The sequence below is a fragment of the Amycolatopsis sp. ATCC 39116 genome (assembly GCF_000231075.2).
GTDB lineage: Bacteria > Actinomycetota > Actinomycetes > Mycobacteriales > Pseudonocardiaceae > Amycolatopsis_E > Amycolatopsis_E tucumanensis.
In genome coordinates this window covers 1-24,977 of the sequence record NZ_AFWY03000073.1, presented here as the reverse complement: position 1 = coordinate 24,977, position 24,977 = coordinate 1, and the positions used below count along the sequence as shown (strand labels likewise).

25 protein-coding genes are annotated in these 24,977 nt (G+C 71.9%); 14 read left to right on the top strand and 11 right to left on the bottom strand.

The window, feature by feature from the left end:
• Nucleotides 1-4: 4 nt before the first annotated feature.
• Nucleotides 5-931 carry an NADP-dependent oxidoreductase gene (locus AMY39116_RS0338825; protein WP_020422983.1) on the bottom strand — a complete coding sequence of 309 codons (927 nt, stop codon included), beginning with the start codon at nucleotides 929-931 and terminating at the stop codon, nucleotides 5-7.
• A 115-nt stretch (nucleotides 932-1,046) separates the two neighbouring features.
• Here AMY39116_RS0338825 and AMY39116_RS0338820 point away from each other — a divergent pair, with 115 nt between their 5' ends.
• The 3 genes from AMY39116_RS0338820 to AMY39116_RS0338810 are packed head-to-tail and all read left to right on the top strand — an operon-like array spanning nucleotide 1,047 to nucleotide 4,421.
• A complete protein-coding gene (locus AMY39116_RS0338820; protein WP_020422982.1) occupies nucleotides 1,047-1,691 on the top strand; it encodes a TetR/AcrR family transcriptional regulator in 645 nt (214 codons plus the stop codon).
• A gap of 52 nt (nucleotides 1,692-1,743) precedes the next feature.
• Nucleotides 1,744-2,820, top strand: a complete 1,077-nt coding sequence (locus AMY39116_RS0338815) for an NAD-dependent epimerase/dehydratase family protein (protein WP_020422981.1) — start codon at nucleotides 1,744-1,746, stop codon at nucleotides 2,818-2,820.
• 11 nt (nucleotides 2,821-2,831) lie between these two features.
• Nucleotides 2,832-4,421 (top strand): NAD(P)/FAD-dependent oxidoreductase, encoded by a 1,590-nt coding sequence (locus AMY39116_RS0338810; protein ID WP_020422980.1) that lies wholly within the window; start codon nucleotides 2,832-2,834, stop codon nucleotides 4,419-4,421.
• Nucleotides 4,422-4,900: 479 nt separating this feature from the next.
• Here the strand turns inward: AMY39116_RS0338810 and AMY39116_RS0338805 are convergent, their stop codons facing one another.
• Together AMY39116_RS0338805 and AMY39116_RS0338800 are read right to left on the bottom strand one after the other, a co-directional pair.
• Nucleotides 4,901-5,335: an SRPBCC family protein gene (locus AMY39116_RS0338805; RefSeq protein WP_020422979.1), complete on the bottom strand. Its 435-nt coding sequence runs from the start codon at nucleotides 5,333-5,335 to the stop codon at nucleotides 4,901-4,903.
• A 57-nt stretch (nucleotides 5,336-5,392) separates the two neighbouring features.
• Nucleotides 5,393-5,758 (bottom strand): STAS domain-containing protein, encoded by a 366-nt coding sequence (locus AMY39116_RS0338800; RefSeq protein WP_020422978.1) that lies wholly within the window; start codon nucleotides 5,756-5,758, stop codon nucleotides 5,393-5,395.
• 233 nt (nucleotides 5,759-5,991) lie between these two features.
• Here AMY39116_RS0338800 and AMY39116_RS0338795 point away from each other — a divergent pair, with 233 nt between their 5' ends.
• Complete coding sequence (locus tag AMY39116_RS0338795; protein ID WP_020422977.1) at nucleotides 5,992-6,423, top strand: ATP-binding protein; 432 nt, start codon at nucleotides 5,992-5,994, stop codon at nucleotides 6,421-6,423.
• Nucleotides 6,424-6,425: 2 nt separating this feature from the next.
• On the opposite strand, the gene AMY39116_RS0338790 is transcribed toward AMY39116_RS0338795, so the two are convergent.
• From AMY39116_RS0338790 to AMY39116_RS0338770, 5 genes are read right to left on the bottom strand one after another with little or no spacing between them, the layout of a single operon-like run.
• Nucleotides 6,426-7,721: a PP2C family protein-serine/threonine phosphatase gene (locus tag AMY39116_RS0338790; RefSeq protein ID WP_020422976.1), complete on the bottom strand. Its 1,296-nt coding sequence runs from the start codon at nucleotides 7,719-7,721 to the stop codon at nucleotides 6,426-6,428.
• Nucleotides 7,718-8,716, bottom strand: coding sequence for a SpoIIE family protein phosphatase (locus AMY39116_RS0338785; RefSeq protein ID WP_020422975.1), 999 nt, complete (start codon nucleotides 8,714-8,716; stop codon nucleotides 7,718-7,720). The genes AMY39116_RS0338790 and AMY39116_RS0338785 overlap by 4 nt, the downstream gene beginning before the upstream one ends.
• Complete coding sequence (locus AMY39116_RS0338780) at nucleotides 8,713-9,138, bottom strand: anti-sigma regulatory factor (RefSeq protein ID WP_020422974.1); 426 nt, start codon at nucleotides 9,136-9,138, stop codon at nucleotides 8,713-8,715. Before AMY39116_RS0338780 ends, AMY39116_RS0338785 begins: the two co-directional genes overlap by 4 nt.
• Nucleotides 9,135-9,512: an STAS domain-containing protein gene (locus tag AMY39116_RS0338775; protein ID WP_020422973.1), complete on the bottom strand. Its 378-nt coding sequence runs from the start codon at nucleotides 9,510-9,512 to the stop codon at nucleotides 9,135-9,137. The genes AMY39116_RS0338780 and AMY39116_RS0338775 overlap by 4 nt, the downstream gene beginning before the upstream one ends.
• On the bottom strand, nucleotides 9,512-10,381 hold the full coding sequence (locus tag AMY39116_RS0338770; protein ID WP_020422972.1) for an STAS domain-containing protein: 870 nt from the start codon (nucleotides 10,379-10,381) through the stop codon (nucleotides 9,512-9,514). The genes AMY39116_RS0338775 and AMY39116_RS0338770 overlap by 1 nt, the downstream gene beginning before the upstream one ends.
• Nucleotides 10,382-10,529: 148 nt before the next feature.
• Here AMY39116_RS0338770 and AMY39116_RS0338765 point away from each other — a divergent pair, with 148 nt between their 5' ends.
• From AMY39116_RS0338765 to AMY39116_RS0338750, 4 genes are all read left to right on the top strand, one after another.
• Nucleotides 10,530-10,898, top strand: a complete 369-nt coding sequence (locus AMY39116_RS0338765) for an STAS domain-containing protein (protein WP_020422971.1) — start codon at nucleotides 10,530-10,532, stop codon at nucleotides 10,896-10,898.
• 156 nt (nucleotides 10,899-11,054) lie between these two features.
• On the top strand, nucleotides 11,055-11,480 hold the full coding sequence (locus AMY39116_RS0338760; RefSeq protein ID WP_235716314.1) for a DUF6292 family protein: 426 nt from the start codon (nucleotides 11,055-11,057) through the stop codon (nucleotides 11,478-11,480).
• 84 nt (nucleotides 11,481-11,564) lie between these two features.
• Entirely contained in the window at nucleotides 11,565-11,918 is a 354-nt protein-coding gene (locus AMY39116_RS0338755) for an STAS domain-containing protein (protein ID WP_020422969.1), read from the top strand.
• Nucleotides 11,919-11,971: 53 nt separating this feature from the next.
• The gene (locus tag AMY39116_RS0338750; RefSeq protein WP_020422968.1) at nucleotides 11,972-15,976 is read left to right on the top strand and encodes a SpoIIE family protein phosphatase; all 4,005 of its coding nucleotides are present in this window, start codon (nucleotides 11,972-11,974) and stop codon (nucleotides 15,974-15,976) included.
• 490 nt (nucleotides 15,977-16,466) lie between these two features.
• Here the strand turns inward: AMY39116_RS0338750 and AMY39116_RS0338745 are convergent, their stop codons facing one another.
• Together AMY39116_RS0338745 and AMY39116_RS0338740 are read right to left on the bottom strand one after the other, a co-directional pair.
• Nucleotides 16,467-18,236 (bottom strand): glycosyltransferase, encoded by a 1,770-nt coding sequence (locus AMY39116_RS0338745; RefSeq protein WP_020422967.1) that lies wholly within the window; start codon nucleotides 18,234-18,236, stop codon nucleotides 16,467-16,469.
• Nucleotides 18,237-18,282: 46 nt separating this feature from the next.
• Nucleotides 18,283-18,678, bottom strand: coding sequence for a DUF3224 domain-containing protein (locus AMY39116_RS0338740; RefSeq protein ID WP_020422966.1), 396 nt, complete (start codon nucleotides 18,676-18,678; stop codon nucleotides 18,283-18,285).
• 60 nt (nucleotides 18,679-18,738) lie between these two features.
• Between AMY39116_RS0338740 and AMY39116_RS0338735 the strand changes: the two genes are divergently transcribed.
• The 4 genes from AMY39116_RS0338735 (at nucleotide 18,739) to AMY39116_RS0338720 (ending at nucleotide 21,861) form a co-directional block, all read left to right on the top strand.
• Nucleotides 18,739-19,542: a helix-turn-helix domain-containing protein gene (locus AMY39116_RS0338735; protein ID WP_020422965.1), complete on the top strand. Its 804-nt coding sequence runs from the start codon at nucleotides 18,739-18,741 to the stop codon at nucleotides 19,540-19,542.
• A gap of 72 nt (nucleotides 19,543-19,614) precedes the next feature.
• Nucleotides 19,615-20,514 carry a sugar kinase gene (locus tag AMY39116_RS0338730; RefSeq protein WP_020422964.1) on the top strand — a complete coding sequence of 300 codons (900 nt, stop codon included), beginning with the start codon at nucleotides 19,615-19,617 and terminating at the stop codon, nucleotides 20,512-20,514.
• The gene (locus AMY39116_RS0338725) at nucleotides 20,514-21,269 is read left to right on the top strand and encodes an IclR family transcriptional regulator (protein WP_020422963.1); all 756 of its coding nucleotides are present in this window, start codon (nucleotides 20,514-20,516) and stop codon (nucleotides 21,267-21,269) included. The genes AMY39116_RS0338730 and AMY39116_RS0338725 overlap by 1 nt, the downstream gene beginning before the upstream one ends.
• A complete protein-coding gene (locus AMY39116_RS0338720; protein ID WP_020422962.1) occupies nucleotides 21,256-21,861 on the top strand; it encodes a bifunctional 4-hydroxy-2-oxoglutarate aldolase/2-dehydro-3-deoxy-phosphogluconate aldolase in 606 nt (201 codons plus the stop codon). Before AMY39116_RS0338725 ends, AMY39116_RS0338720 begins: the two co-directional genes overlap by 14 nt.
• On the opposite strand, the gene AMY39116_RS0338715 is transcribed toward AMY39116_RS0338720, so the two are convergent.
• Nucleotides 21,848-22,924 (bottom strand): glutamate--cysteine ligase, encoded by a 1,077-nt coding sequence (locus AMY39116_RS0338715; RefSeq protein WP_020422961.1) that lies wholly within the window; start codon nucleotides 22,922-22,924, stop codon nucleotides 21,848-21,850. The two genes, AMY39116_RS0338720 and AMY39116_RS0338715, sit on opposite strands and share 14 nt — an antisense overlap.
• A 128-nt stretch (nucleotides 22,925-23,052) precedes the next feature.
• Here AMY39116_RS0338715 and AMY39116_RS0338710 point away from each other — a divergent pair, with 128 nt between their 5' ends.
• Together AMY39116_RS0338710 and AMY39116_RS0338705 are read left to right on the top strand one after the other, a co-directional pair.
• Nucleotides 23,053-24,066 carry an NAD(P)/FAD-dependent oxidoreductase gene (locus AMY39116_RS0338710; protein WP_020422960.1) on the top strand — a complete coding sequence of 338 codons (1,014 nt, stop codon included), beginning with the start codon at nucleotides 23,053-23,055 and terminating at the stop codon, nucleotides 24,064-24,066.
• Complete coding sequence (locus AMY39116_RS0338705) at nucleotides 24,056-24,676, top strand: cyclopropane-fatty-acyl-phospholipid synthase family protein (RefSeq protein ID WP_020422959.1); 621 nt, start codon at nucleotides 24,056-24,058, stop codon at nucleotides 24,674-24,676. Before AMY39116_RS0338710 ends, AMY39116_RS0338705 begins: the two co-directional genes overlap by 11 nt.
• Nucleotides 24,677-24,977 lie beyond the last annotated feature (301 nt).

Here is a 24,977-nt window from a genome sequence, read left to right as displayed (position 1 = left end):
CTCCTCAGTCGGTGACGGTCAGGACGACCTTGCCGGTGGTGCGGCCCTCGGCGAGCAGGCTCAAGGCGCGCTGGGCCTCGGTAAGCGGGAACGTTTCGCTGACGTGCGGCGACAACTGTCCCTTGTGGACCAGATCGGTGAGCGCGGAGAGCCCGGCCGCGTCCGGGTCGACGAGGTAGCCGGCCGCGCGCACGCCGAGTTCCGCGGCCCGCTCGTGCAGGCCCGGCGTCCACGCGGACTGGCCGCTGACCAGCAGTCCGCCCGGCCGGAGGGCGCGCAGCGCGGTCAGGCCGTGCTCGCCGCCGAACATCTGGACCACCACGTCCACGTCCCGCGCGGGCGGCCCGGTCCGGTGGTCGGTCACCTCGTCGGCGCCCAGGGCGCGTACGAACTCGTGCTTCGGCGGGCTCGCGGTGCCGATGACGTGCGCGCCGCGGGCCTTGGCGATCTGCACGGCGAGGTGCCCGACGCCGCCGGCCGCGCCCGAGACCAGGACACGTTGGCCGGCCGACACGCCGGCCACGTCGGTGAGGATCTGCCACGCCGTCAGCCCGGCGAGCGGCAGGGCGGCGGCTTCGGTGAAGCCGAGCCCCTCCGGCATCGGCGCGAGGTGGCGGGCTGGGGCGGTCAGGTAGTCGGCGAACGCGCCCGCCGCGCGCGGGAACCACGGCATGCCGTAGACGCGGTCGCCGGGCGCGAACCGCGTCACGCCGTAGCCGACCTGCTCGACCACACCCGCGACGTCCCAGCCGTGGGTGTGGGGCAGCGACAGGACCATGTTGTAGGCCTGGCCGATGGCGGTGTAGTGGTCGACGGGGTTGACGCCCGCCGCGAAGACCCGGACCAGGACGTCGCCGGGGGCGGGCCGCGGTGTGGGCACCTCGGCCACTTCGAGCGGGTCGCCCCACGCCCGCTGCAGTACCGCTCGCATGTCGTCTCCTCCAAGTTGGTGGACACCCGTACGGTAAGTTCGCGCGGTTGTAGGCGGCAATTCTCCGCAGGGAATCGAGCAGGCGGTGGACGGCTGTCCGGGATAGACTGGCCGGGTGGCTGACGTGCACGTGGACAAGCGGGTGCAGCGCGGGCTGCGCTCGCGGCGCGCGATCCTGGACCGGGCGATGGACATCGCCTCCGTGGAGGGGCTGGAGAGCCTGTCCGTGCGCCGGCTGGCGACCGAGCTGGACGTGAGCAAGAGCGGGGTGTTCGCCCAGTTCGGCTCGAAGGAGGAGCTGCAGCTGGCGACGGTGCGCGCCGCCGTCGAGGTGTTCGTCGGCAAGGTCGTGAAGCCCGCGCGGAAGGCGCCGGCGGGGCTGCGGCGGGTGTGGGCGCTGGCCGAGTCGTGGCTGGCGTACGTGCGGCAGCCGGTGTTCGCGGGCGGGTGTTTCTTCGTCGCGACCGCGGCCGAGTTCGACGCGCGCCCCGGCCGCGTGCGCGACGCGATAGCCGCCGGTCGGCGGGACTGGCAGACGCTGTACCGCACGACGATCGCCGAGGCGCAGGAGCTCGGCGAGATCGACCCCGACGTGGACCCGGCGCAGCTGGCCTTCGAGCTGGACGCGCTCACCAGGGCCGCCGCCGAGGACGCCCTCCTGCACGACGACCCGTCCCGCTACGACTACGCCCGCACGGCGGTCCGCGCGCGGCTGGCGGCGGTGGCGACGCCGGACGCGCCCGCCCTGCCGGTGGACTGAGAAGTTCCGTGCCCGGCGGTTAGCGAACCCGCCCCGGTGGAACACGTCCGGCATGAAGGTCGTGGTCACCGGGGCGTCCGGCAGCATCGGCACCGCGTTCCTGCGCGCGGCCGCGCGCAGGCCGGGCTGGGAGGTCGTCGGGCTGGCGCGGCGGATTCCGGACGCTCGTCCACCGTATGACAGCGCCCAGTGGGTCGACTGCGACCTCGACTCCGACTCCGCCCCGGACGTCCTGCCGAAGGTCTTCGCGGGCGCGGACGCCGTCGTCCACCTCGCCTGGGCCATCCACCCGGGTGTCGACGAGCCGCCCCGCAACCGGACCAACATCGAGGGTTCGCAGGAGGTCCTGGCCGCCGTCGCCGAGGCCGGGGTGCCGCAGCTGGTCTGCGCGTCCTCCGTCGCCGCCTACACCCCGGCCCCGCGCTGGACCCGCGTCGACGAGGACTGGCCGCGCACCGGCGTCCCGGGCAGCGCCTACAGCCGCGACAAGGCGCGCCTGGAACGCCTCGTCGAACTGTTCGCCCGGCAGCACCCGGACGTGCGGGTCGCGGTGTTCCGGCCGTGCGCCGTCGCCCAGTACGACTCCGGTGCGCAGCTCGCGCGGTGGACGCTGAGCCCGCTCCTGCCCACCGCGTTGATCGGCAACCGCCTGCTGCCGGTGCCGCTGTGGAGTGGTCTGCGTGGCCAGGTCGTGCACGCCGACGACGTCGCCGACGCGATCTGCCTCATGCTCGACCAGCGCGCGGAGGGTGCCTTCAACCTCGCTTCCGAACCGGTGCTCGGCGTCAACGACCTCGCCGAACTGTTCGGCGGTTTCCGCGTCCCGGTGCCGCGGCGGCTGGTCACCACCCTGGCCCTGCCGACGTGGCGGCTCGGGTTGCAGCCGATGCACCCGGGCTGGCTCAGCCTCGCCGACAAGGCCCCGCTGATCGACACCACTCGCGCCCGCGCCCACCTCGGCTGGGAACCGCGGTACGACGCGAAGGAGGCGCTGGCCGAACTGGTCGCCGGGATGCGCGACGGCAGCGGCACGGGCAGTGGACCGCTCGCGCCGCGGGGTGCGGAATCGTGGCTGCAGCGGTTGGCTGGGATCAGGCTGGGGCGGCCCAGTCGTCAGACGCAGGCCTAGAAGGGAGCTTCGTGACCGAAACTGTCGACGCGGTCGTCGTGGGGGCGGGCCAGAACGGCCTCGTGGCGGCGAACGTGCTCGCCGACGCCGGGTGGAGCGTGCTCGTGCTCGAAGCCGCGCCGGAGCCCGGCGGCGCGGTGCGCAGTGCCGAGGTCACCGCGCCCGGGTTCCGCAGCGACCTGTGCAGCGCGTTCTACCCGCTCGGTTACGCGTCGCCGGTGCTGCGTGAGCTGGGGCTGGACTCCTACGGCCTGGTGTGGAAGCACGCGCCGCTGGTGCTGGCCCACGTCCTGCACGACGACCGGTGCGTGGCGTTGTCGCGGGACCTCGACGAGACGGCCGCATCGGTGTCCACGTTCGCCGCCAAGGACGGCGACGCCTGGCGCGACGCGTTCGCGCAGTGGCAGAGGGTGCGGGACGACCTGCTGGAATCGGTGCTGCGCCCGTTCCCGCCGGTGCGGTCGGCGTCGAGGCTGGTGCGCCGGATCGGGGTCGCGGAGACCCTGCGGCTGGTGCGGATGGTGACGCTGCCGGTGCGGCGGCTGGGCGAGGAGCTGTTCGACGGCGAGGGTGCGCGGTTGTTGTTCGCCGGCAACGCCCTGCACACGGATCTCGGTCCGGACAACGCGGGCAGCGGTGTGTTCGGGTGGCTGCTGGGGATGGCCGGGCAGGACGTGGGTTTCCCGGTGCCTGAGGGCGGCGCGGACCGGATCATCACCGCGCTGGTGCGTCGTCTCGCGGATCGTGGTGGCCGGGTCGAGTGCAACCGCCGGGTGCGGGACGTGTTGATCGCGGGCAACCGGGCGATGGGTGTGCGGGACGAGCACGGTGAACTGGTGCGGGCCAAGCGGGCGGTGCTGGCGGACGTGCCCGCCCCGGCGCTGTACCGGGAGCTGGTCGGGGAGGAGCACCTGCCCGGCAGGTTGGTGTCCGACCTGGACCGTTTCCAATGGGACAACGCGACGATCAAGGTCGACTGGGCGTTGGATGGGAAGATCCCGTGGACGGCCGAAGAGGCGCGCCGGTCGGGCGTGGTGCACCTGGACGCGGACCTCGATGGACTGACCGCGTACGGCGCGGACCTGACGTGCAGCCGGGTGCCCGAGCAGCCGTTCCTGTTGCTGGGCCAGATGACGACGACGGACCCGTCCCGCTCCCCGGCGGGCACCGAGTCGGTGTGGGCGTACACGCACGTCCCGCGCGGCGAGCGTTGGGACAGGGACCGGCTGGAGCGCTACGCCGACCGGATGGAAGAGGTCATCGAGCGCCGCGCACCCGGCTTCCGAAGCCTGATCAAGGCGCGGTGCCCGCAGGGGCCGGCGGAGCTGGAGGCGCTCAACCCGAGCCTCGTGCAGGGCGCGATCAACGCCGGCACAGCGGCGATTCACCAGCAGTTCGTGTTCCGCCCAGTGCCAGGCCTGTCGCGGGCCGACACCCCAGTCGATCGGCTCTACCTGGCCGGAGCTTCGGCCCACCCGGGAGGCGCGGTGCACGGCGCCCCAGGAGCCAACGCAGCACGAGCAGCCTTGGCACGCAACGGAATCACCGGCGGCCTATACGGAAGTGCGATCCAAGCAGCACAACGAGCCATCTACAGCTAAAACCGCCACCCGGCAACGCAAAGCAGCCGACTACCCCAACCAGACCTCCCCCGCCCCCGATCCACAGCCGATCTTTAGTCGCCGACCAGCCGTGTCAAGGCACGCTTTCCCGCCTTGACACGGCTGCTCGGCGACTGAAACACACTCAGGGAGAGGGGGCGGGGGTGGTCGGAAGGTGACCTTTTCCAGCGCCGTGAGGCGCTGGTTTTCGCGCGCCAGCGCGGCTCTAAAGATCAAAAGAGTCCTCGCCGGACGGGCAGGCTCCGGGATGACCAGGGGACCGTTGTCGTCTCACCTCGGGTGGGTGGTCGCCGGGTGGTCATCCCGTCGCCTTCCGGTTTGTGCATATCACCTTGAGCCAGGGCCGCAAGGTTGGCATGTTCGGCCGCCGGTGAGCACGGAGGTTGCGGCCCTGGCTCAAGGTGATCGTTGCGTGTCAGGCGACGGGATGACCACCCAGCTACCTTTGTGTTCAAAGATCAGCGGTGCACCGCGATGTCCGCCAGCCGCTTCAGGCTCTCGGTGTTCCGTGGTGCCAGCATGGCCGCCTGCACCGGCTCGGGCAGCAGGCTGAGCGGGCCGCGCACCAGTTTCTCCGCCATCTGCACCTCCGTGCCGCCCTCGGTGTCGGGCGTGAGGGTCAGCGTGATCTTCGCGGCGCCCATCGGCCACATGCGGGCCTCCAGTTCGAGGAGCTTGTTCTCCTCGACCGCGAGCACGCAGCTCACGTCCTGCACGTTGAACGGCCACGGTCCGACGCTGTGGTGGATCCGCGAACCGACCTGGGGCCAGTGGCTGTCCACCTGCCGGATGTGCGAGGCGCCCACGACCCAGCCCGCGTAGGTCCAGCCGTCGGCGAGGACGGTGAACACCTTTTCGGGCTGGACGGGAATCCGCTTGCTCACCACGGTCATGTCTCGCTCCCCGGCTCGGTCCACCGGCAGCGAGTACCCCGCGCGGGAGCGGGGCAATCAGCTCGCTTCGGTCGCGGGCGGCGCCACGGCTTCCTCGAGCGACGACGTGATCCGCAGCTGCTCGTCGAGCCGGGTCACCTCCAGCGGCCGCAGCACGGCGCGGCTGGTGGCCACGACCCGCAGCTCCACCGAGTTCTCCTCACACTTCTGCTGCGCGTTCACCAGCAGGCTCAGGCCGATCGACCCCAGGAAGGTCACCCCGGACAGGTCGACCACCACCGGGCCCGGCGGCTGGGCTTCGGCGCAGGCGGTCTGCACCTCGCTCTCCAGGTCGGGCGCGCTGGTCAGGTCCACATCGCCGGCGGCGGAGACCACGATGGCCCCGTCGATGAGGCGTCGCGTGACACGCAACTCGGTGGTCACCCGAGATACCTCCTACTGTCGTCGTTCACCGCGTCCTGCCGTCGGCGGACCACAAGGAAGCTGCACCGGTACCCGGAGCCGCCACGGCAACAGGCTGGCGGCTCAACCGTCCGCCGATCCTAACCGGGCTTCACCGCGGGTGAGGATCGGGGCGGGAAGTGGTTAACCGGCCACGTCCGGGGAACCATCAACACAGCCGATACGCGAGCAAGGACCGCTGGCGGGAGGACACTGTGAGGACCGACGGCTCGCGCCGACCGACGAAGCACCACAGCAAGCTGTCGGAGTGGCGGCGCGCGGTGACGCGGTTGCCGGAAGAGGCGCCGGCGGCCGGCCAGGCCAGGGAGTTCGCCACCTCCGCGCTGCAGGCGTGGGAGGTGCCCGCGGACACCCGCGAGGACATCGTGCTGGCCGCTTCCGAGCTGGTCACCAACGCCGTCGAGCACGGGCAGGGCGAGGTCACGGTGGTGCTGCGCCAGAACGGCGACCGCCTGCTGCTGCGCGTGTGGGACGACGACGTGCACGTCCCGGTCCCGCGCCCGGCCGAACAGGATTCGGTGCGCGGCAACGGCCTGGTGATCGTCGAAGCGGTCAGCGAGTCCTGGGGTTACGAGACCGGCTCGGACGGGAAGTGGGTGTGGGCGGAGTTCGCCCTCCCGCGCTGAGTTCAGCGCGGCGCTGGGATGTGCCGCGCGCCGCGGCGGGACGGGCGCTCCGGCTGCGCCGACCACCGGCACAACAGCAGGCACACGTCGTCGTCGTGCTCGTCCTGGCCGAGCATCTCGGACAGGATCCGGTCGCCCGCCTCGTCCGTCGGCAGCCCGGTGACCTCGGCGAACGCGCCGGTCAGCCGGGCGAGCCCGTCGTCGAGCACCTCGGCCCGCCGCTCCACCAGCCCGTCGGTGTAGAGCAGCAGGTCGCTGCCCGGCGTGATGGTCTCCTCGTACTCGGCGATGTCGAACGCGAACGGCACCCCCAGCATCGGCGCGTTCGGCCGCTCCAGGTGCCGGACCCCGTCCTCGCCGCAGGCCAGGATCGGCAGGTGCCCGGCGCTGGCCCAGCGGATCCGGCCGGTCTCCAGCTCCAGGTCGGCGACCACCGCGGTGGCGAACAACGTGCTGTCCAGCCCGCGCAGCAGGTGGTGGGCCAGCCGCAGCGCCTCCGCTGGGCCGTGCCCTTCCGCGGTGTAGGCGCGCAGCGCGTTCTGCAGCTTCCCCATGACCACGGCCGCGTCGAGACCGTGCCCGGTGACGTCACCCACGGTGAGCACGATCGTGCCGTCGGCCCTGGTGAACGCGTCGAACCAGTCGCCGCCGATGTTCACCCCGGTCGCCGCGGGCCGGTAGCGGGCGCACAGCTCCAGCTCGTCCGGGGTGCTCAGGGTGGGCAGCATCGCGTGCTGCAGCCGCTCGGCCAGCTCGCGCTCCCGCTCGTACTCGCCCGCGTTGCGCAGGCCGACCGCGGACCGCGCGGCGACCGCGGTGAGGAAGGACACCTCGTCGCCGGTGAACTCGCTGTCCCGGTGCAGCTCGAGCACGCCGAGCAGGTGCGGGCCGACCGTCAGCGGGAGCAGCAGCCGCTTCGGCTCGATGTGCGCCTGGTGGCCGGTCGCGACGCGCTTCACGTCCGCGTCCGGCGCGCTGTCCGGCCGCGGCAGGCGCTTGAGCTTGCGGGTCTCGTCCGTCACCAGCCACACGCCGGCGCAGTCGGCCAGGTTCTCCCGCTCGATGAGCCCGACCAGAGCCTCCACGACCTCCCGGCCGCGCAGCGAGGCCGACACGCTGCGGCTCACCTCGTCCAGGAACGCCGACCGCTGCCGCTGCAGCTCGACCTCGGCGTGCAGGGCCAGCAGGCCCGCGTTGGTCTGTTCCAGCTCCGACTGGTGCAGCCGCAGCTCACGTTCCTGCCGCGCGATGGTCTCGCGCAGCTCGCGGAGCAGGTCCTCGGTGGTGGCTTTCGTCACCGGCCACCACCTCCCGCGATGACCACCACGCACGCGTCGTCCCGCCCGCGGCCACGCTGCCCCAGGATCCAGCCCGCGACGGTGGCCGGGTCGTGGTTGAACAGGCCGGGCCAGTCGGTGTTGCTCCACTTGTCCGAGATCCCGTCGGTGTGCAGGACCAGCCAGCTGCGGGAGGACCACGAGTACGCGGAGTCCGACGGCCGCGGCCGCGCGGCGACGCCGACGATGCCGTGGCGCGACACGATGCGCTGCACGGGCCCGTCCTGGTCCGCGTAGAACCGGGTGGACACGTTGCCCACCCCGCAGAACCGCATGCGCCCCTCCGCCGGAGTCAGCTGCGCGACGGCCACGGTCGCGCCGCGCGTGGAGGCGAGGGACGGCTGCATCAGCTCCAGGATACGGGCCGGTCGCAGCTCGGCGTGTGCCGCGACGGTGGAGATCGCCGCGTCACTGGCCCGTGCGGCCAACTGGCCGTGGCCCAGACCGTCACTCACCGCGATGGTCACGCTATCGTCCGTGGTTTCCGCCGTCCAGCGGTCGCCGCATTCCGCTTCACCCGGAGCGGTGAGGATCGCGCTGCCGATCCGCAGTCCACCGGGCAGCGGCGACGGGCCCGCGTGCCAGCGCGCGAGCACGGAAGTGCCCTGGCCACGCCTGCTGTAGACGTCGAACACGTCCGCGGCGCGGCGCACCGCGCCGAGGCCGCCGCCCAGCGTGCCGGTGGTCGAGTAGCCGTCGCGCATGCTGTCCTCGATCCGGCCGATCCCCGGACCGCAGTCGACCGCGACGACGTCCAGCCTGCCCAGCGCCGGCACCACGCTGAACACCCCGCGCCCGGCGTGTTTGAGCAGGTTGGAGGCCAGTTCGGTGGCGGCGAGCGACACCAGGTGGACCCGCTCCAGCGGCAGCCCGGCGCGGGTCGCGGCCGACGCGGCGACGACCCGCGCGCGCCCGACGTGACTCGGTTCGGTCACGATCAGGTCGTCGCGGGTCACGGTCCCGCGCTTCTGCGGACGGACATGCTGATCTCCACCCTCGTCCCGCGGCCCGGCGCCGAGTCGATCCGGAACTGGTCGGCGAGCCGTTTGGCGCCGCCGAGGCCCAGGCCGAGGCCGGACCCGGTGGTGAAGCCGTCCGCCATGGCCGCGTCGATGTCCGGGATGCCCGGCCCCTTGTCGGTGAAGGTCATCCGCACCGTCGGGTTGCCCCCGAGGTCCTCGACGGCGATTTCCGCCTGCCCGCCGCCCCCGTAGACCAGGGCGTTGCGGGCCAGTTCGCTGGCGGCGGTGACCAGCTTGGTCTGCTGCACGAGGCTGAACCCCGCGGTGGACGCCGCCGACCTGGCGGCGTGCCGCACATGCACGATGTCGTATTCGTCGTGGATGGCGACCGTGTTCGTGGCAGGCGCGCGTGTCACCGCAGCGCCGTCCGCGATGACCCCGGTGGCGGGGCGAGCAGTGAGAGACCCTCCTCGACGGAGAGCGCCGTGGACAGGCCGGGCAGGGTCAGGCCGAGTTCGACCAGGGTGATGGCCACGGCAGGCCGCATGCCGACCACGACGGTGCGGGCCGCCATCAGCGAGGTGATGGCCGCGATGTCGTGCAGCGTGCGGGCGAGGAACGAGTCGATGATGTCCAGCACGGACACGTCGATGAGCACACCCCGGGCGCGGGTCTCCACGACCTTCTCGGTGAGCTCGGATTCGAACTCGGCCACCGACTGGTCGAGGAGCTCCTCCTGGATGGTGACCAGCAGGACACCACTCAGGTTGACGATCGGGATGCCGGCCATCAGACCACGCCCGGTACCGCGGACGAGCCCACCTGCAGTCCGAGCCGGTTGAGGGCGTAGGCCAGCGCGTCGGCCAGCCGGGCGCGGGTGGCGACCTCGCCGAGGTCGATGCCGAGCTGCACCATCGTGTTGGCGATCTGCGGGCGGATGCCGCTGATGACGCACTCCGCGCCCATCAGCCGGGCCGCCATGGCGGTCTTGAGCAGGTGCTGGGCCACCATCGTGTCGACCGTGGGCACACCGGTGATGTCCAGGATCGCGACTTTGGCCTGGTGGGTCATGATCGACTGCAGCAGGCTCTCGGTGGCGACCTGGCTGCGCATGCTGTCCAGGGTGCCGATCAGCGGGATCGCCAGCACCCCGTCCCACAGCTTGATCACCGGGGTGGACAGCTCGGTCAGCTGGTCGCGCTGGATGGCCAGGGTCTCCTTGGCCGAGGCCAGCGCCGACTCGACGAGCACCAGCCGCAGGGTGTCCACGGCGCTGGAGAGCAGCAGGGCGCCCGCTGTGAGCAAGTCCGCATCCGCGGTCTCCTGCCACAGGCGCAGCAACGGCTTCTTGAGGTCGCTCACCTCGACGGCGGTGCGCGGGCTCACGCCCTGGTTGCCGTCGAGTTGCGACGCCAGCGCGGTGAGCAGCGAGCGCAGGTCGTTGAAGCCGTCGGCGGCGGGGCTGTCCACGTCACCGGCCGCGATGGCCCGGCGGATCCCCCGCAGGACCTCGGCGCTGTCGCCGGCGGCCTGGTCGGAATCCTGCGCCACCGAGCGGAAGAACGGTGAGTCGGCCCACTGCGCGACGATCGTTTCCTTTTGGGCGTCAAGGAAATCGCTGACCACGGCGGTGATCTGGCGGTCGGAGGTTGTCGTCATCGCTCCCAGGCTCCAGCATGGTGGATGGTCGCAGGCACGCGAGCACGCTCCACGAAGTTCGTTGCTTTGCGGCAAACTTATTGCACACGGCCGCCGGGCGACAACCGGGGCCGAAGCCGACGCCACGATTTTGGAGAGAGTTCGAACCATGACGACGGACGAAGGCGCGACCAGGTCCGCCACGGCTTCCGTGGTGCGCACGGAGGCCAGCGGGGACAGCGGACGTGTGCTGCTGCTCGGTGAGATCGACCACGGCGCGGTGGACCAGCTGGACCAGGCCGTGGAGAAGCTGCTCGGATCCGGGGTGATCCACCTGGTGCTCGACTTCGAGGGCCTCAACTTCTTCGACTCGGCCTGCATCAGCGCTCTGATCAGGGCGAAGACCAGCGCGGAGGAGCAGGGCGGCACGGTGAAGCTGGCCAACGTGGACCGCTACGCGCGGCGCATCCTGGACATCACCGGGTTGCTGGGCTCGTTCACCATCGAGGGTGAGGAGTCACCCAGCGCTCGTGCGTGAGGCAGCCCGCGTGCACACCCACCGTGAAATGGCAGGTTTGGGATTCGCGAGCCAGGGGTAGCCCGGCTGGGCCATGAGCGGTTTCAAACCCGTCAAGGGGCCGGTTTCCGGCGCGGCGTCAAGCAGGGGCGCCCCGCCGGGTATCTGGTGGGCGAAGTGCGAGGGCAGATGTACCTGGAATACGAGGACGCGCAGGCGCGGGGGCTGCGGCGGTACGTGCGACTGGTGACCGAGGCTCTGGGGCTGGGCGGCAACGCCTACTTCGTGCAGATCGACCCACCACCGGCCAACGCGTACCTGGCGCTGGAACGGCGCCTTCCCGAATTCCCCGACCGTGACGCCGCCCTCATCTGGAGTGAGGACACCGGCTGGTCGCTGGTCGTCGAATCGCACTGCGGCGAGGACCTGATCGTCCTGGCCTACCTCGGCGCCGACGTCCTGCCCGCGCCGCGGGTGGTGGCGCGGTTCGCCGAGGACCTGTGCGACGGCGTCGCGGCCGGTGTCCTCGAGCCGCCGGTGTGGGATCCGGTGGACGTCCGGGAGCGTCTGGCCGCGTACTCCGCGCCGGCGCTGGCGGGCTGACGAAGCTCGAGATCTGCCGACTTCCCGGTCCCGCATTAGGCTGAACGCACCACAGGTGTCCCTACGCGTGTCCGGGAGGTTCCGTTGGCCGAAGAAGCTTTCGCGGTGCGTCACCGGGTGACCGGGGACGCCGTGGTGGTGACCGTGTCCGGCGGTGTGGACCTGTGTTCCGCGCCGGCGCTGATCAGTGAGATGGACCAGGCCCGCCGCGCGGCCGTGCCGCCGCAGCCGGTGATCGTCGACCTGTCCCGCGTGGACTTCCTCGGCTCCGCCGGGTTGTCCCTGCTGGTCGAGGCCGAGCAGCGGTGTGCCGAAGCCGGCACACCGCTGCGCCTGGTCGCGTCAAGCCGCGTCGTCTTGCGCGCGCTGGAGGCGGCCGATCTGCGGCAGGTGTTCACCGTTTCCGAGACTCTCGAATGCGCCCTGGGTGAGGGCTGACACGGTCGATGACGCATCCGGCTGATACGTCTTATTTGGACACAGTGGGTGAAATGGGGGCGATGGTCGCCGCGCGCGACTGGTCGGCGACCGCCCTCGGCCCGATCGCGGAGTGGCCGCGCGAGCTGCACGCCGCGCTGCGCCTCGTGCTCTCGTCGCGGTTCCCGATGCTGGTGTGGTGGGGGCCCGAGCTCACCGTCTTCTACAACGACGCCTACCGCCCGGCGATGGGCGAGAAGCACCCGCGCTACCTCGGCCGCCCGGCGTCCGAGTGCTGGGCGGAGGCGTGGGCCGAGCTGGGCCCGCTGTCGCGCCACGTCCTGACCGGCCAGGGCGCCACCTACTCGGAGAACCAGCTGCTGTTCATCGACCGGCACAACTACCTCGAAGAGACGTACTGGACGTTCTCCTACAGCCCGATCTCCGGTGAGCGGGGCGAGGTGCTGGGCATCCTGGTCGCCGTCCAGGACACCACCGAGCAGGTGGTCCGCCAGCGCAGGATGGAAGTGCTCAACGACCTCGGCGAGGTGTCGGCCGCCGGATCGGTCGCGCAGACCGCGCGCTCCGCCGTCGCCGCGCTGGGCCGCCACGGCGCCGACCTGCCGTTCGCGCTGGCGTACTTGTTCGACGAGGGGCAGGCGTCGCTGGCCGCCGCGTACGGGATCGGTCCCGGGGAGCGCGCCGCGCCCGCGGTGCTGGACCGCGGCGGGGAACCGGTCTGGCCGTTGTGGGACGGCGGGACCAGGGTGTGCGACGAGCTGCGGAAGCGGTTCGGGCCGGACTTCGTGCAGCCGGTGGTCGTCGGCACGGCCGCGCCGGACCGCGCCGTGGTGCTGCCGCTGGTCGCCGCAGGCCGGGCGGAGCCGGTGGGCGCGCTGGTGCTCGGGGTGTCGGCCTACCAGGCGCTGGACGCGGACTACCGGGCCTTCCTCGAACTGCTCGGCGGGCAGGTGTCGAGCCTGATCACCGACGCGCTCGCCTACGAGGGCGAGCGCCGTCGTTCGGAGGCGCTGGCCGAACTGGACCGCGCGAAGAGCGAGTTCTTCGCCAACGTCAGCCACGAGTTCCGCACCCCGCTGACGCTCATCGCCGGGCCGGCCGAGGACGCGCTGGCCGACACCGCCGAGCCGTTGCCGCCCGGTCAGCGCGAGCGGCTGGAGCTGGTGCACCGCAACGCCGGACGGCTGCGGCGGCTGGTGAACGACCTGCTCGACTTCGCCAAGATCGAGGCCGGTCGCCTGCAGCCGGATGCCACGCCGCACGACCTGGCCGCGCTGACCACGGAGATCGCGGAAAGTTTCGCCCCGGCCGTGCGACGCGCCGGGCTGCGGTTCGAGATCGACTGCCCGCCGCTGTCCCGAGCGGTGAACGTCGATCCGGACATGTGGGAGAAGATCGTCCTCAACCTGCTGTCCAACGGGCTCAAGTACACGCGGGAGGGCGGGGTCGCGGTCCGGCTGCGGGAGGTGGACGGGCACGCCGAGCTGACGGTCGCCGACACCGGCGCCGGCATCCCGGCCGACGAGCTGCCGAGGCTGTTCCAGCGGTTCCACCGGGCGCGCGGGCGGGAGGGCCGCTCCCACGAGGGCGCCGGGATCGGGCTGGCGCTGGTGCAGGAACTGGTGCGGTTGCACGACGGCACGGTGTCGGCGGATTCGGTGGAGGGGGCCGGGAGCACCTTCTCGGTCCGGTTGCCGCTCGCGGCGGTCGCGCCCCCGGCGGCCGTCGACCTCGCGCTCGCCGCCGCGCCCGCCTACCGCGAGGAAGCGCTGCAGTGGCGCCTCGACGGGGAAGGCGAGACGGCGCAGCCCGGCGAGCAGCCGGGGCCGACGCTGCTGGTGGTCGAGGACAACACCGATCTGAGCCGGTTCATCGCGCGGATGCTGCGCCCGATCGGCCGGGTCCTGCTCGCGCGGGACGGCGTCGAAGGGCTGGAGCTGGCGCGGCGGCACCGCCCGGATCTCGTGTTGTCGGACGTGATGATGCCGCGCCTGGACGGGTTCGGGCTCATCCGGGCGCTGCGGGCGGAACCGGCGACGAAGTCGGTGCCGGTGCTGTTCCTGTCCGCGCGGGCCGGGGTCGAGGCGGCGGTGTCCGGTCTGGAGGCAGGCGCCGACGACTACCTGCCGAAACCGTTCTCCGGCGCGGAGCTGCTCGCGCGGGTGCGGGCGAACCTGGCGCTGTCCGGTCTGCGGCGGCGTGAGTCGGAGTTCCGCCGCGCGTTGTTCGAGTCGTTGCGGGAGGGCGTGTTCGTCGCGGACAGCGACGGCACGGTGGTCGAGGTCAACCCGGCGTTCGCCAGGATCACCGGGTACGGCGCGGAAAGCGTGCCGATGGCCTGGCCGTACCCGTGGCTGGGTGCGGACGCCGCGCGCGTGCCGGCCACCGATCTGGTGGGCTACCTGGGCGACGGGCGCGAGGTGTCGGTCCGGGTGGAGCGCCCGGACGGGCGCGAGGCGTGGGCCGCCCTGACCCTCACGCGTGTCGCCGAGGACGACGGGCGGGCGTGGCTGGTCGGGACGTTGCGGGACGTGACGGTCGAGAAGAAGGCGGCGGACCGGGAGGCGGTGCTGGCCGCGTTCGCCGCGGACCTGGCGGCCGCCACCGATGTCGCCGAGGTGCTGAACGCCGGGGTGTCGGCGCTGCGGGCGATCCTCGGTGCGACGCGGGTGGTGGCGGCGATCTGGCCGACCGTGGAGAGCGGCGGGTTGCTCGCGGGCGATCCGGAGGCCGGTTCGTTCGACGAGCTGGAGCCGGAGCTGTACGAGCGGCTGGACCGCGCGCGCCGTCAGGCGCCGGGGCAGATCTGGCCGCCGGAGACGAGCCGCGAACTCGGGGCGACGCTCGGCAGTGGTGATTCGGTGGTGTGGGCCGAGCGGGCGGACCAGGTGCTGGGCGCCGAGGAGCGCGCGTTGTTCGGGATGCTGGTGGCGCAGCTCGCGCAGGCGCTCGGCCGGGCCCGCAGCTACGACGAGGCGCGTGCGGTCGCGCTGACCCTGCAGCACGCCATCCTGGGGCCGACGGACCTGCCGGCCGGGTTCGCGGTGCGGTACGAGCCTGCGGTGCGGCCGCTGGAGGTCGGCGGCGACTGGTACGACGTGGCGCGGTTGCCGGACGGGCGGATCGCGGTGGTCGTGGGCGATTGTGTCGGCAGAGGGCTCGCGGCGGCGTCGGTGATGGGGCAGCTGCGCAGTGCGTGCAGTGCGCTCCTGTTGAGCTACGGCGATCCCGCGCGGGCGCTGGACCAGCTGGACGGATTCGCCCGGCAGATCCCGGGCGCCTTGTGCACCACGGTGTTCTGCGCGGTGGTCGACCCGGTGGCCGGGATCGTGACGTACTCCAGCGCCGGGCACCCGTCGGCGGTGCTCAGTCATGCTGACGGCAGTGATCAGCTGCTGGACCAGGCGTTGGCGGTACCTCTGGCGGTGCGCCGGTCGACGGACCGTCCACGTGCGACGGTGCCGTTGCGGGCGGGTTCGGTGCTGTTGCTGTACACGGACGGTTTGGTGGAGCGGCACGGCCAGCCGATCGACGAGGCGATCGAAGGCGCACGGGTGGCGGTGCGCGAGGTGCCGCGCCGGCAGTCGGCGGAGATCACCGAGCACCTGCTGGACCGGTTGTTGCCGCCGTCCGGTCACAACGACGACGTGGCGGTGCTGGTCTACGTGCACCCGCCTGGTCCGATGCGCCTGGAGTTGCCCGCGGAGCCCCGGAGCCTGGTCGACATGCGGCGGGAGTTGCGTGAGTGGCTGGCCCAGTCCGACGTCCCCGACGAGGCGGCCGCGGACGTGATCCTCGCCGTCGACGAAGCGTGCACGAACTCGATCGAACACGGCTATCCTGGCCGGGACGACGGCACCCTGACGCTGACCGCAACCGCCGACGAGGGTGCCGTGGAGATCGTGATCACCGACGACGGCAAGTGGCGCCCACCCCCCGCCGACAAGGGGATAAGGGGTCGGGGAGTGGGTTTGATGCGCGCGCTGATGACCGAAGTGGACATCACCCCAGGGGAACAGGGAAGCCGGGTCCGCCTGATGCGCAACTGGAAAGACTGAGCGCGCAGCGCAATCTTTGAACAAAACCCCGAGCTGGGTGGTCATCCCGTCGCCTGACACGCAACGATCACCTTGAGCCAGGGCCGCAACCTCCGTGCTCACCGGCGGCCGAACATGCCAACCTTGCGGCCCTGGCTCAAGGTGATATGCACAAACCGGAAGGCGACGGGATGACCACCCGGCGACCACCTCGACAGGTGAGCTAACAACGGTCCCCTGGTCATCCCGGAGCCTGCCCGTCCGGCGAGGACTCTTTTGATCTTTAGACCTGCGGCTTCGCGCGGAAACAGCGCCTCACGGCGCCGGAAGGTCACCTTCCGACCACCCCCGCCCCCGATGGCTGATTGTGTTTCAGTCGCCGAGCAGCCGTGTCAAGGCGGGAAAGAGTACCTTGACACGCCTGATCGGCGACTAAAGATCGGCTGTGGATCGGGGGCGGGGGAGGTCTGGTTGGGGTAGTCGCTTGCTTTTCGTTGCCGGCTTCCTGTATTTAGCTCTTGTTGAAGCGTGGTGTCCAGCTGTCCGTTGTGGTCAGATCTGGTAGTGCTGCCCGGTATTCGTCCGCGACCTGCTCCGCTTCCTTGCGGAATCGGAGCAGGACCTTCGCCCCTTCGGTCGCCAGCTTCCTCGCCAATGCCCGGTCCCGCTGCCGAACCTTCACGCCCTCCTGCGACGGGTCCGTCACCACCGCCCGGTCGAACAGCGCCACGTGCCACCACTCGCTGTCCCGCGTCGGCACCGCCGCCTCACCATGTGACTTTCCCAGCAGGTGCCATGCGATTCGCTTCGCCATCACCAGTCCTGGGCGCGATGGCTCCGGTCCGGATCGGACAGTGCGCGTCTGGGCCGCCGACGATACCGGTCGCAACTGCGTCTCCGGGTGTTCCAAGCGCAGCTTCCGCACCGCCGCCACAGCTTGCGCGCCGCCGTCCGACAAGACCTCCGGGCCGCGCAGGAAGTCCTCTATCGCCAGGATGAGCGTCGCGGCCAGGGCGTATCTCATCGACACCAGGTAGCGCGCCAGTTCGCCCGCCAGGAAAGCCGCCGTTCCTTGGAAATCGCCGTGCAGGGCGGCCACGATCAAGCCGTTGCGGACGCTGAAGTACCGCGGCCAGTCGTCCCAGTCCTTCCACCAGAAGTCCGCGTGCCAGACCCCCGCGCCGGCCAGGGTGATGCTCGGGTGGCCGGCCGCCCTCGCACGCAAGCCGTACTCGATGTCGTCCCACTGGAAGAACATCGGCATCGGCAAGCCGGTCGACTCCACCACCTCGGGCGGCACCAGGCAGGTCCACCACGCGTTGTACTCGCCGTCCACGTGCAGGTCCAGCTTGTGTTCCCGCAGGTCCACGTCCTGGAACGCGCCCGGCACCGGGCGGCCCGCCCGGAGGCGTGGCAGGTCCGCGTACTCGGCCGCCACCTGCAGGCGGTGCGGGTGCAGCAGTTGCAGCATCTGCGAACCGACGATCGCCGGGGCCACGGTCAGCTCCGCGAACGCGATCAGGCGCAGCACCGTTTCCGGCTCCAGCACGATGTCGTCGTCCATCAGGACCACGTGCGGACGACGACCGTCGGCGGTGGCCTCGCTCAACCCGCGCGCGAACCCGCCCGCGCCACCGAGGTTCGGCTGCCGCACGTACCGCAGCTTCGCGCCGAGCCCGGCCTGCTCCACGGGCGCCGGATCGCTGCCCTGGTCCACCACGAACACGGCGTCCAGCGCGTCCAGGCACTCGCGGTCCGCGGCGAGCGTCCGCAGGGTGGCGAGGCACTCCTCCGGACGGTTGTGGGTGCACATCGCGACCACCGCGCCGTGACCCCGGCCCGCGCCCGGCACCAGCCACCGGACGTCGTCGATCCGCAGCCGCCGGTTCTCCGTCGCGGCCTCCAGCCACAATCCGCCGCCGTCGGCGAACCGATTCAGCTCGGCCGTCAGTTCGGTGTATTCCGATTCCGCCGAATGGACGCGTGCGGAATCGACCGTGCGTTCTCGGCCGAGGCTGTCGGAAGCCATCAGGAAAATCATTCCCGAACCACGCGCCCGCACCCGCAGCGTCACTCGCGGCACATCGGTCCACCGCTGCCAGTGACTGGCCGGGAAGCGACCGAAGTACGTGTTGGTGCTGATCCGCGCGTGTGGCTCCAGTGCGAACGCGGTGCGGCTCGCGGTGGCCGATCCGGCGACGATCTCCCGGTACAGCTCGGCCGGTTCCCGGTCCCGCGGCGGCGCGAAGAATGTGCGCTGCGCCGTTCGTTCTCCGATCATGGGCGTCACGTCCTCGGCGTCGAGAATTGCGACACCCTAACCGATTTCAGGGCAGCGTGTACTCCAAAACGAAGTGGTGGTCCGGCTGGATTTCCCCGCGGCCGCTGATCCCGGTCAGCTCATCGCGGCCGGAGCCGGGCACGATGGTCCACTCCCCGCCGGTCTCCGCACCGAGCGAGGTGGCGTTGTGGGTCAGCAGGAAGCTGCCCTTGCGCCCGTGCAGGCTGCACTCGAACCGCTCGACGCCGACGTAGATCGCGCCCGCCTCGCCACCGGGCGCGGGCTCGACCTGGAGCATGATCGCCTCGACCACGCTCGTGCCCTCCAGGTCGCCGGTGAACTCCTTCAGCCACCGCGTCCTGGCCATCGCGCCGCCGGTCCACTCGCGCGGGGTGGTCTCGCTGTTCTCGCTGGTGAAGGTGCTTTCCGCGCGTGTCGTCATGCCCGCACGCTAGGCGGGCGCGGCCGGCCGGTCTTGAAGAAACGCGACTAGGCTCGGGGTGTGGTCGAGCCGGTCGAGCGGGACAGCCGCGGCATCCTGCACCCGAACGCGGGGCTGCGGCGGTTCGAGCTGACCCGGTACCCGCCGTCGCCGGGGGTGGACCGGTTCGTCGACCGGTACTGGCTCGTGTCCTGGGACCTGCCGGACGTGCACGAGCAGCATGTCCTCGTGCACCCGGTGGTCAACGTCGTGTTCGACGAGGGCCCCGGCATGGTCAGCGGAGTGCAGACCCAGCGCTTCACGCGACGGCTGTCCGGGCGCGGCCGGGCGCTGGGCGTGATGTTCCGGCCCGGCGGGTTTCGCCCGTTCCTCGGCAGGTCGATGGCCACGATCACGGACCAGGTCCACCCGGTCGCCGAGGGTTTCCCGGCGCTGCACCCGGTCGAGCCCGGGCTGGCCGAGGCGCTCGCGGGTGACACCGGTGGCGCCGAGATCGCCGCGATGCTCGACGACGCCCTCGCCCCGCTGGTCCCGGACGAGCGCCAGCCGTCGGAGGACACCACGGCCCTCGCCGAACTCGCCGCGCGCGACCGGGACCTGCGACGCGTCGAGGACTTGGCCGCGCGGGGCGGGGTGAGCGTGCGGCAGCTGCAGCGCGCCTTCGCCGACCACATCGGCGTGAGCCCGAAGTGGGTGCTGCGCCGGTACCGCATCTACGACGCCGCCGAACGGGCGGCGCGCGACGAGTCCGTGGACTGGGCCGAGCTGGCGGCCGACCTCGGGTACGCCGACCAGGCCCACCTGACCCGCGAGTTCACCGCGGTGGTCGGTGAACCGCCGGGCCGCTACGCCCGCCACTCCTGACCGCACCCCGCGCTGGACCTGCTATATTGCAATGAGAACAACGGCATTGCAACATGTGCAACGGAGGCGGGCGTGGACGTGCTGACGGTCGGCGAGACCATGGTCATGGTCACGCCCGAGGCGGGCGGCCGTCTGGTCTCGGACAGCCGCTTCCTGCTGCGGCCCGGCGGCGCGGAGTCGAACGTCGCGGCCCTGCTGGCCCGTCTCGGGCACAAGGCGGCCTGGGCGAGCGCGCTCGGCGTCGACCCGCTCGGCGACCTCGTGCTGGACGACCTCCAGCGGCACGGCGTCGACACGTCGCTGGTCCGCCGCGACGAGAACCGTCCCACCGCGGTCTACTTCAAGGACCCCACCCCGGACGGCACCCGCGTCTACTACTACCGCGCCGGTTCCGCCGCCTCCGCGATCACGACCGCCGACATCGCGCACTGGACCGCCCAGCCGGCGCGGCTCGTGCACGTCTCCGGCATCACGGCCGCGCTGTCCGAGCAGGCCCGCGAAGCCACCCGTGCCCTGATCCGCGGGCCGGGCCTGGTCAGCTTCGACGTCAACCACCGCCCGCAGTTGTGGCACGGCGACGCGCCCGAGGTCCTGCGGGAACTGGCCCAGGACAGCGACATCGTGTTCGTCGGCCGCGACGAGGCGGAGGCGCTGTGGGGCACGAGCGACGCGAAGAGCGTCCGCGCGTTCCTCGACCGCCCGCGTTACCTGGTGGTCAAGGACGCCGCGATCGAAGCGGTCAGCTTCACCCCGACCGGCGTCCACCGCGTGCCGTCCACGAAGGTCGACGTGGTGGACGCGGTCGGGGCCGGGGACGCGTTCGCGGCCGGGTGGCTCAGCGGCTTCCTCGACGACCGCGACGAGGTGACGCGCCTCCGGCTGGGCCACTACGCCGCCGCCCGGGTGCTCGAATCCCCGTCGGACTTCGCCGAACTGCCCCCGGCCGCCGACATCATCGGGAAACTGGGCTGATGTCGCAGACCGTCGCCCGCGCGATCGACATCGTCGCGTTCGTCTCCCGCCGGCACCGCACCCTCGGCGAGATCGCCGACCACCTCGGTGTCCACAAGTCGACCGCGCTGCGGATCCTGCAGACCCTGGAGGAGGGCGGGTTCGTCCGGCGCGTCCCGGACAACCGCTACGCGATGGGGTTCCAGCTGATCGCCTACGGCCAGCTCGCGCTGGACCAGGTCGAGGCGCGCGCCCTCGCCCGCCCGGTGCTGCAGGAGCTGGGCGAACAGTGCGGGCACACCGTGCACTTCGCGGAACTGGTGGGTGACCGGGTGGTGTACGTGGACAAGATCGACGGCCGCGGCAGCGTCGCGATGGGGTCGCGCATCGGGCTGCCTGCGATTCTGCACACCGCCGGCGTCGCGAAGGCGATCCTGGCGCACCAGCCGGACCGCGAGCGCTGGCTGTCCCTGTGCGACTACCAGCGCTTCACGCCCACCACGGTCGCCGGGCCCGCGGAGCTGTCCGCCGAGCTGGACCGCGTCCGCGAACGCGGCTGGGCCGAGGACGACGGCGAGCACGAGGACTTCCTGAACTGCCTGGCGCTGCCGGTGCGCGACGCGCGGGGCCAGGTGACGCACAGCCTGTCCGTCACCGCGCTCAAAGTCGTCGCGCCGCTGGCCGAACTGCGTGCACATCTCGACGAGTACCGGACCGCCGCCCACCGGATCTCCCGGGCACTGGGCTGGGGAGGAGACGACCATGGATCCCGCTGACTTCTTCGCCGCGCACCTCGGCCGCAACCCCGTGCTGGGCATCTTCCGCGGCCTCGATCCACAGCGGACTGTGGACATGTGCGTGCGTGCCTGGGATTTCGGTGTGGAGCTGGTGGAGATCCCGGTGCAGACGCCGGACGCGATGCCGTCGCTGCGCGCTGCCGTGGCCGCGGCGGCCGAGCGGGGCAAGAGCGTCGGCGCGGGCACGGTGACCACAGTGGACCAGCTGGTCGCGGTGCGCGAGATCGGCGCCGAGTTCACCGTGGCGCCCGGGCTGCACCCGGAGGTCGTGACGGAATCGCACCGGCTCGGCCTGCCGCACCTGCCGGGCGTGGCGACGGCGACCGAGATCGCGAGCGCGCTGGCGCTGGGGAACACGTGGCTGAAAGCGTTTCCCGCTCGTCAGCTGGGCGCCGGTTGGATCACGGCGCAGTTGGCCCCGTTCCCGTCGGTGCGGTTCGTCGCGACCGGCGGTATCGACGCGGGCAACGCGGCGGACTTCCTGGCCGCCGGGTGTCGTGGGGTGGCGGTTGGTTCGGCTCTCGCGGACCCGGACGCGCTGTCCGCGCTGAAGGCGGCTATCGGAGGCTGAGCAGGTCCACCACGTCGGTGAGCTGCTCCTTCTCCGCGAAGGCGCGCCGCTGGCGTTGGGCGCCGTTGCCGTGTTCGTGCACCCACGCCAGCGACTCCACCACGAAGTCGAGGTCGCCGGTCTCGGTGAGGGCGCCGCGGACCCGTTCGACCAGCTGGCTGACCAGCGCCGGGGCCGGGGTGAGGCGTCCGGTCTCCGGGTGCAGGGCCGAGCCGTCCAGGCCGTCGCGCGCCGCGCGCCACAGGTTGGCCCGCAACACCTCCCCGGGCACCGGCGGCGGCGGATCGTCCAGTTCGGACAGTGCGGTGAGCACGAGGCCGCGCACCAGCACCGCGAGGGTGGTCGCCTCGCGGGCCGTCGCCGCGACGTCGCTGATGCGGAACTCCAGCGTCGGGCGCTTCTCCGACAGCCGGATGTCCCAGTAGATCATGCCCCGGTCCAGCATCGCGCCGCATTCGAGCATCGCGGCCACCCGGGACTCGTACTCGTCGAGCGAGGCGAACAACGGCGGCGGTCCCGCGGACGGCCAGCGCGACCACAGCACGTGCCGCCAGCTGCTGTACCGGGTGTCGTTCCCGCTGTCGAACGGCGAGTTCGCGGTGAGCGCGAGCAGCACCGGCAGCCACGGCCGGACGTGGTTGCTGATCCGCACCCCGGTGCCGCGGTCCGGAATCTTCACGTGCACGTGGCAGCCGCACGTGGTGCCGGTGCGCGCGATCATGCCGAAGTGCTCGCCCATCCGCCGGTACCGCGGAGTCGGCGTGAGGGCGGGCGGGTGAGCCTCGGCCAGCGGCGGGGTCGCGCTGGCGATCAGGCGCAGCTGCCGCTTCGCCGCCTCGCCCGCGAGCCGGGAGCGGAAGTGCGTGAGCTGATCGAGGAGTTCGCCCGCGCCCCGGCAGACCTCGCTGGCCAGCTCCACCTGGCTGCGCGCCAGTTCCCGCTGCACGTCGCCGTCGGGGCGGTCGAAGGCTTCGACCACCTCCGGACCGCGGTCCGACAGGTGACCCTGATCGTCGACGAGCAGGAACTCCTCTTCGACGCCGAACGTCGGTATCTGCTCCACCCTCGCCCTCCTCGTTGGTGGCCGCTGTTTACCCGCTTCCCGGCTCTTCAAGCCCGGCCCCGCCCCGGTTTTGCCATCCCGGCAAAATTTCTTGTCACCCGCGGCCGGTCGCGCGGATAGTCGCGGTCATGGACGAGAAGTACGACGTTGTGGTGGTGGGTGGTGGATCGGCGGGGCTGGCCGGCGCCCTCGCGCTGGCAAGGGCGCGCCGGTCGGTGCTGGTCGTCGACGCGGGCGACCCGCGCAACGCGCGAGCCGGGCACGTGCACAACTACCTGGGCCGGGAGAGTACTCCACCGGCCGAGCTGGTCGCCATCGGTCGCGACGAGGTGACCGGGTACGGCGGCGAGATCGTCACGGGCACGGTCACCGCGGCGGAGCGGACCGCGGACGGTTTCGAGGTGACCCTCGACGACGGCCAGAAGGTCCGCGCGCGCCGGCTGCTCGTGACCACCGGACTGGTCGACGAGCTGCCCGACATCGACGGTGTCGCGGAGCGGTTCGGCCGCGACGTCCTGCACTGCCCGTACTGCCACGGCTGGGAGGCGCGGGATCAGGCGATCGGCGTGATCGGCGGGAACCCGATGGCGGTGCACGCGGCGCTGCTGTGGCGGCAGCTGAGTGCGGACGTGACATTGTTCCGGCACCAGGCGCCCGAGCTGACCGACGAGCAGCGCGAGGAGCTGGCCGCCCGCGGCATCCGGGTGATCGAGGGCGAGGTCGCGGCCGTCGAGGTCGACGACGACCGGTTGACCGGGGTGCGGATGCGGTCCGGCGAGGTCGTGCCGCGGCAGGTGGCCGTGGTCGCGCCCCGGTTCACGGCGCGGGCCGGGCTGCTCACCGCGCTCGGGCTCGAGGTGTCGGAGCAGGTCATGCAGGGGCACGTGATCGGGAGCTACGTCGCCGCGGACCCGACCGGCGCCACCGAGGTGCCGGGCGTGTGGGTCGCGGGGAACGTGGCGAACGTGACGGCGCAGGTGATCGTGTCGGCGTCCGGCGGGCTGACGGCGGGCGCGGCGATCAACGCGGACCTGGTGGCGGAGGACACGCGCGCGGCCGTCGCCGCGCACCGGGCCGGGGTGTTCTCGGCCGAGCGCGAAGTGAGCGAACTCGTCGGAGGGGCACAGCGTCATGGGATCTGAGGAGTACGGCGAGGAGTTCTGGGAGGAGCGGTACCGCTCGCACACGGCGGTCTGGAGTGGACGGCCGAACCCGCAGCTCGTGGCGGAGGCCGGGGAGCTGCCGCCGGGCACGGCGCTGGACATCGGCGCGGGCGAGGGAGCCGACAGCTGCTGGCTCGCGGAGCGTGGCTGGCGGGTGACGGCGCTGGACCTGTCGGAAACCGCGCTGCGACGGGGATCCGAGCACGCGGCGGCGGCCGGCGTCGGCGACCGGATCGAGTGGGAGCGGGCCGACGTGCGGACGTGGGACCCGGGCGACCGGCGGTTCGACCTGATCTCGGCGCAGTTCCTGCACCTGCGCAACCCGGAGCTGCGGGAGCTGGTCGGCCGGTTCGCCGGGTGGCTCAACCCGGGCGGCACGGTGCTGCTGGTCCACCACGACGCGCGTGACCTGGACACCACGATGGGGCGGCCGCACGTGCCCGAGCGGTTCAGCAGCGCGGAGGAGGTGGCGAGCTGGCTGCCCGCCGAGTGGACCGTGGAGGTCGCCGAGGCGCGGCCCCGGCAAGCCACGGACCCGGACGGCAAAGCGGTGACGATCTACGACGCGGTGGTGCGGGCTCGTCGTTAGGACGTCGGCTCGCGGGCCGTGGCTGGTGCCGTGCGCGCGAGCCGGTGAGACGCTCGCTCAAGCCGCGCGGCTGGGCTGGCCTTGGCGCTGGCGCCGCTCGGCTGGGCTGGCCGGGGCGCCCGCGCCGCGTCAGTGGGCTGCCGAAGCGGTTTCATCCCCCGGCGGCCGGGTCGGCCGCCTGTGCCGCCTAACTGGGCTGCTCCGGCACTCGCGCCGCGCAATTTGGGCTGTTGGGCGGTTGTATCGTGCGGCTGGGCTGGCTTTGGCGCTGGCGCCGCGCAATTTGGGCTGGCCCGGCGCT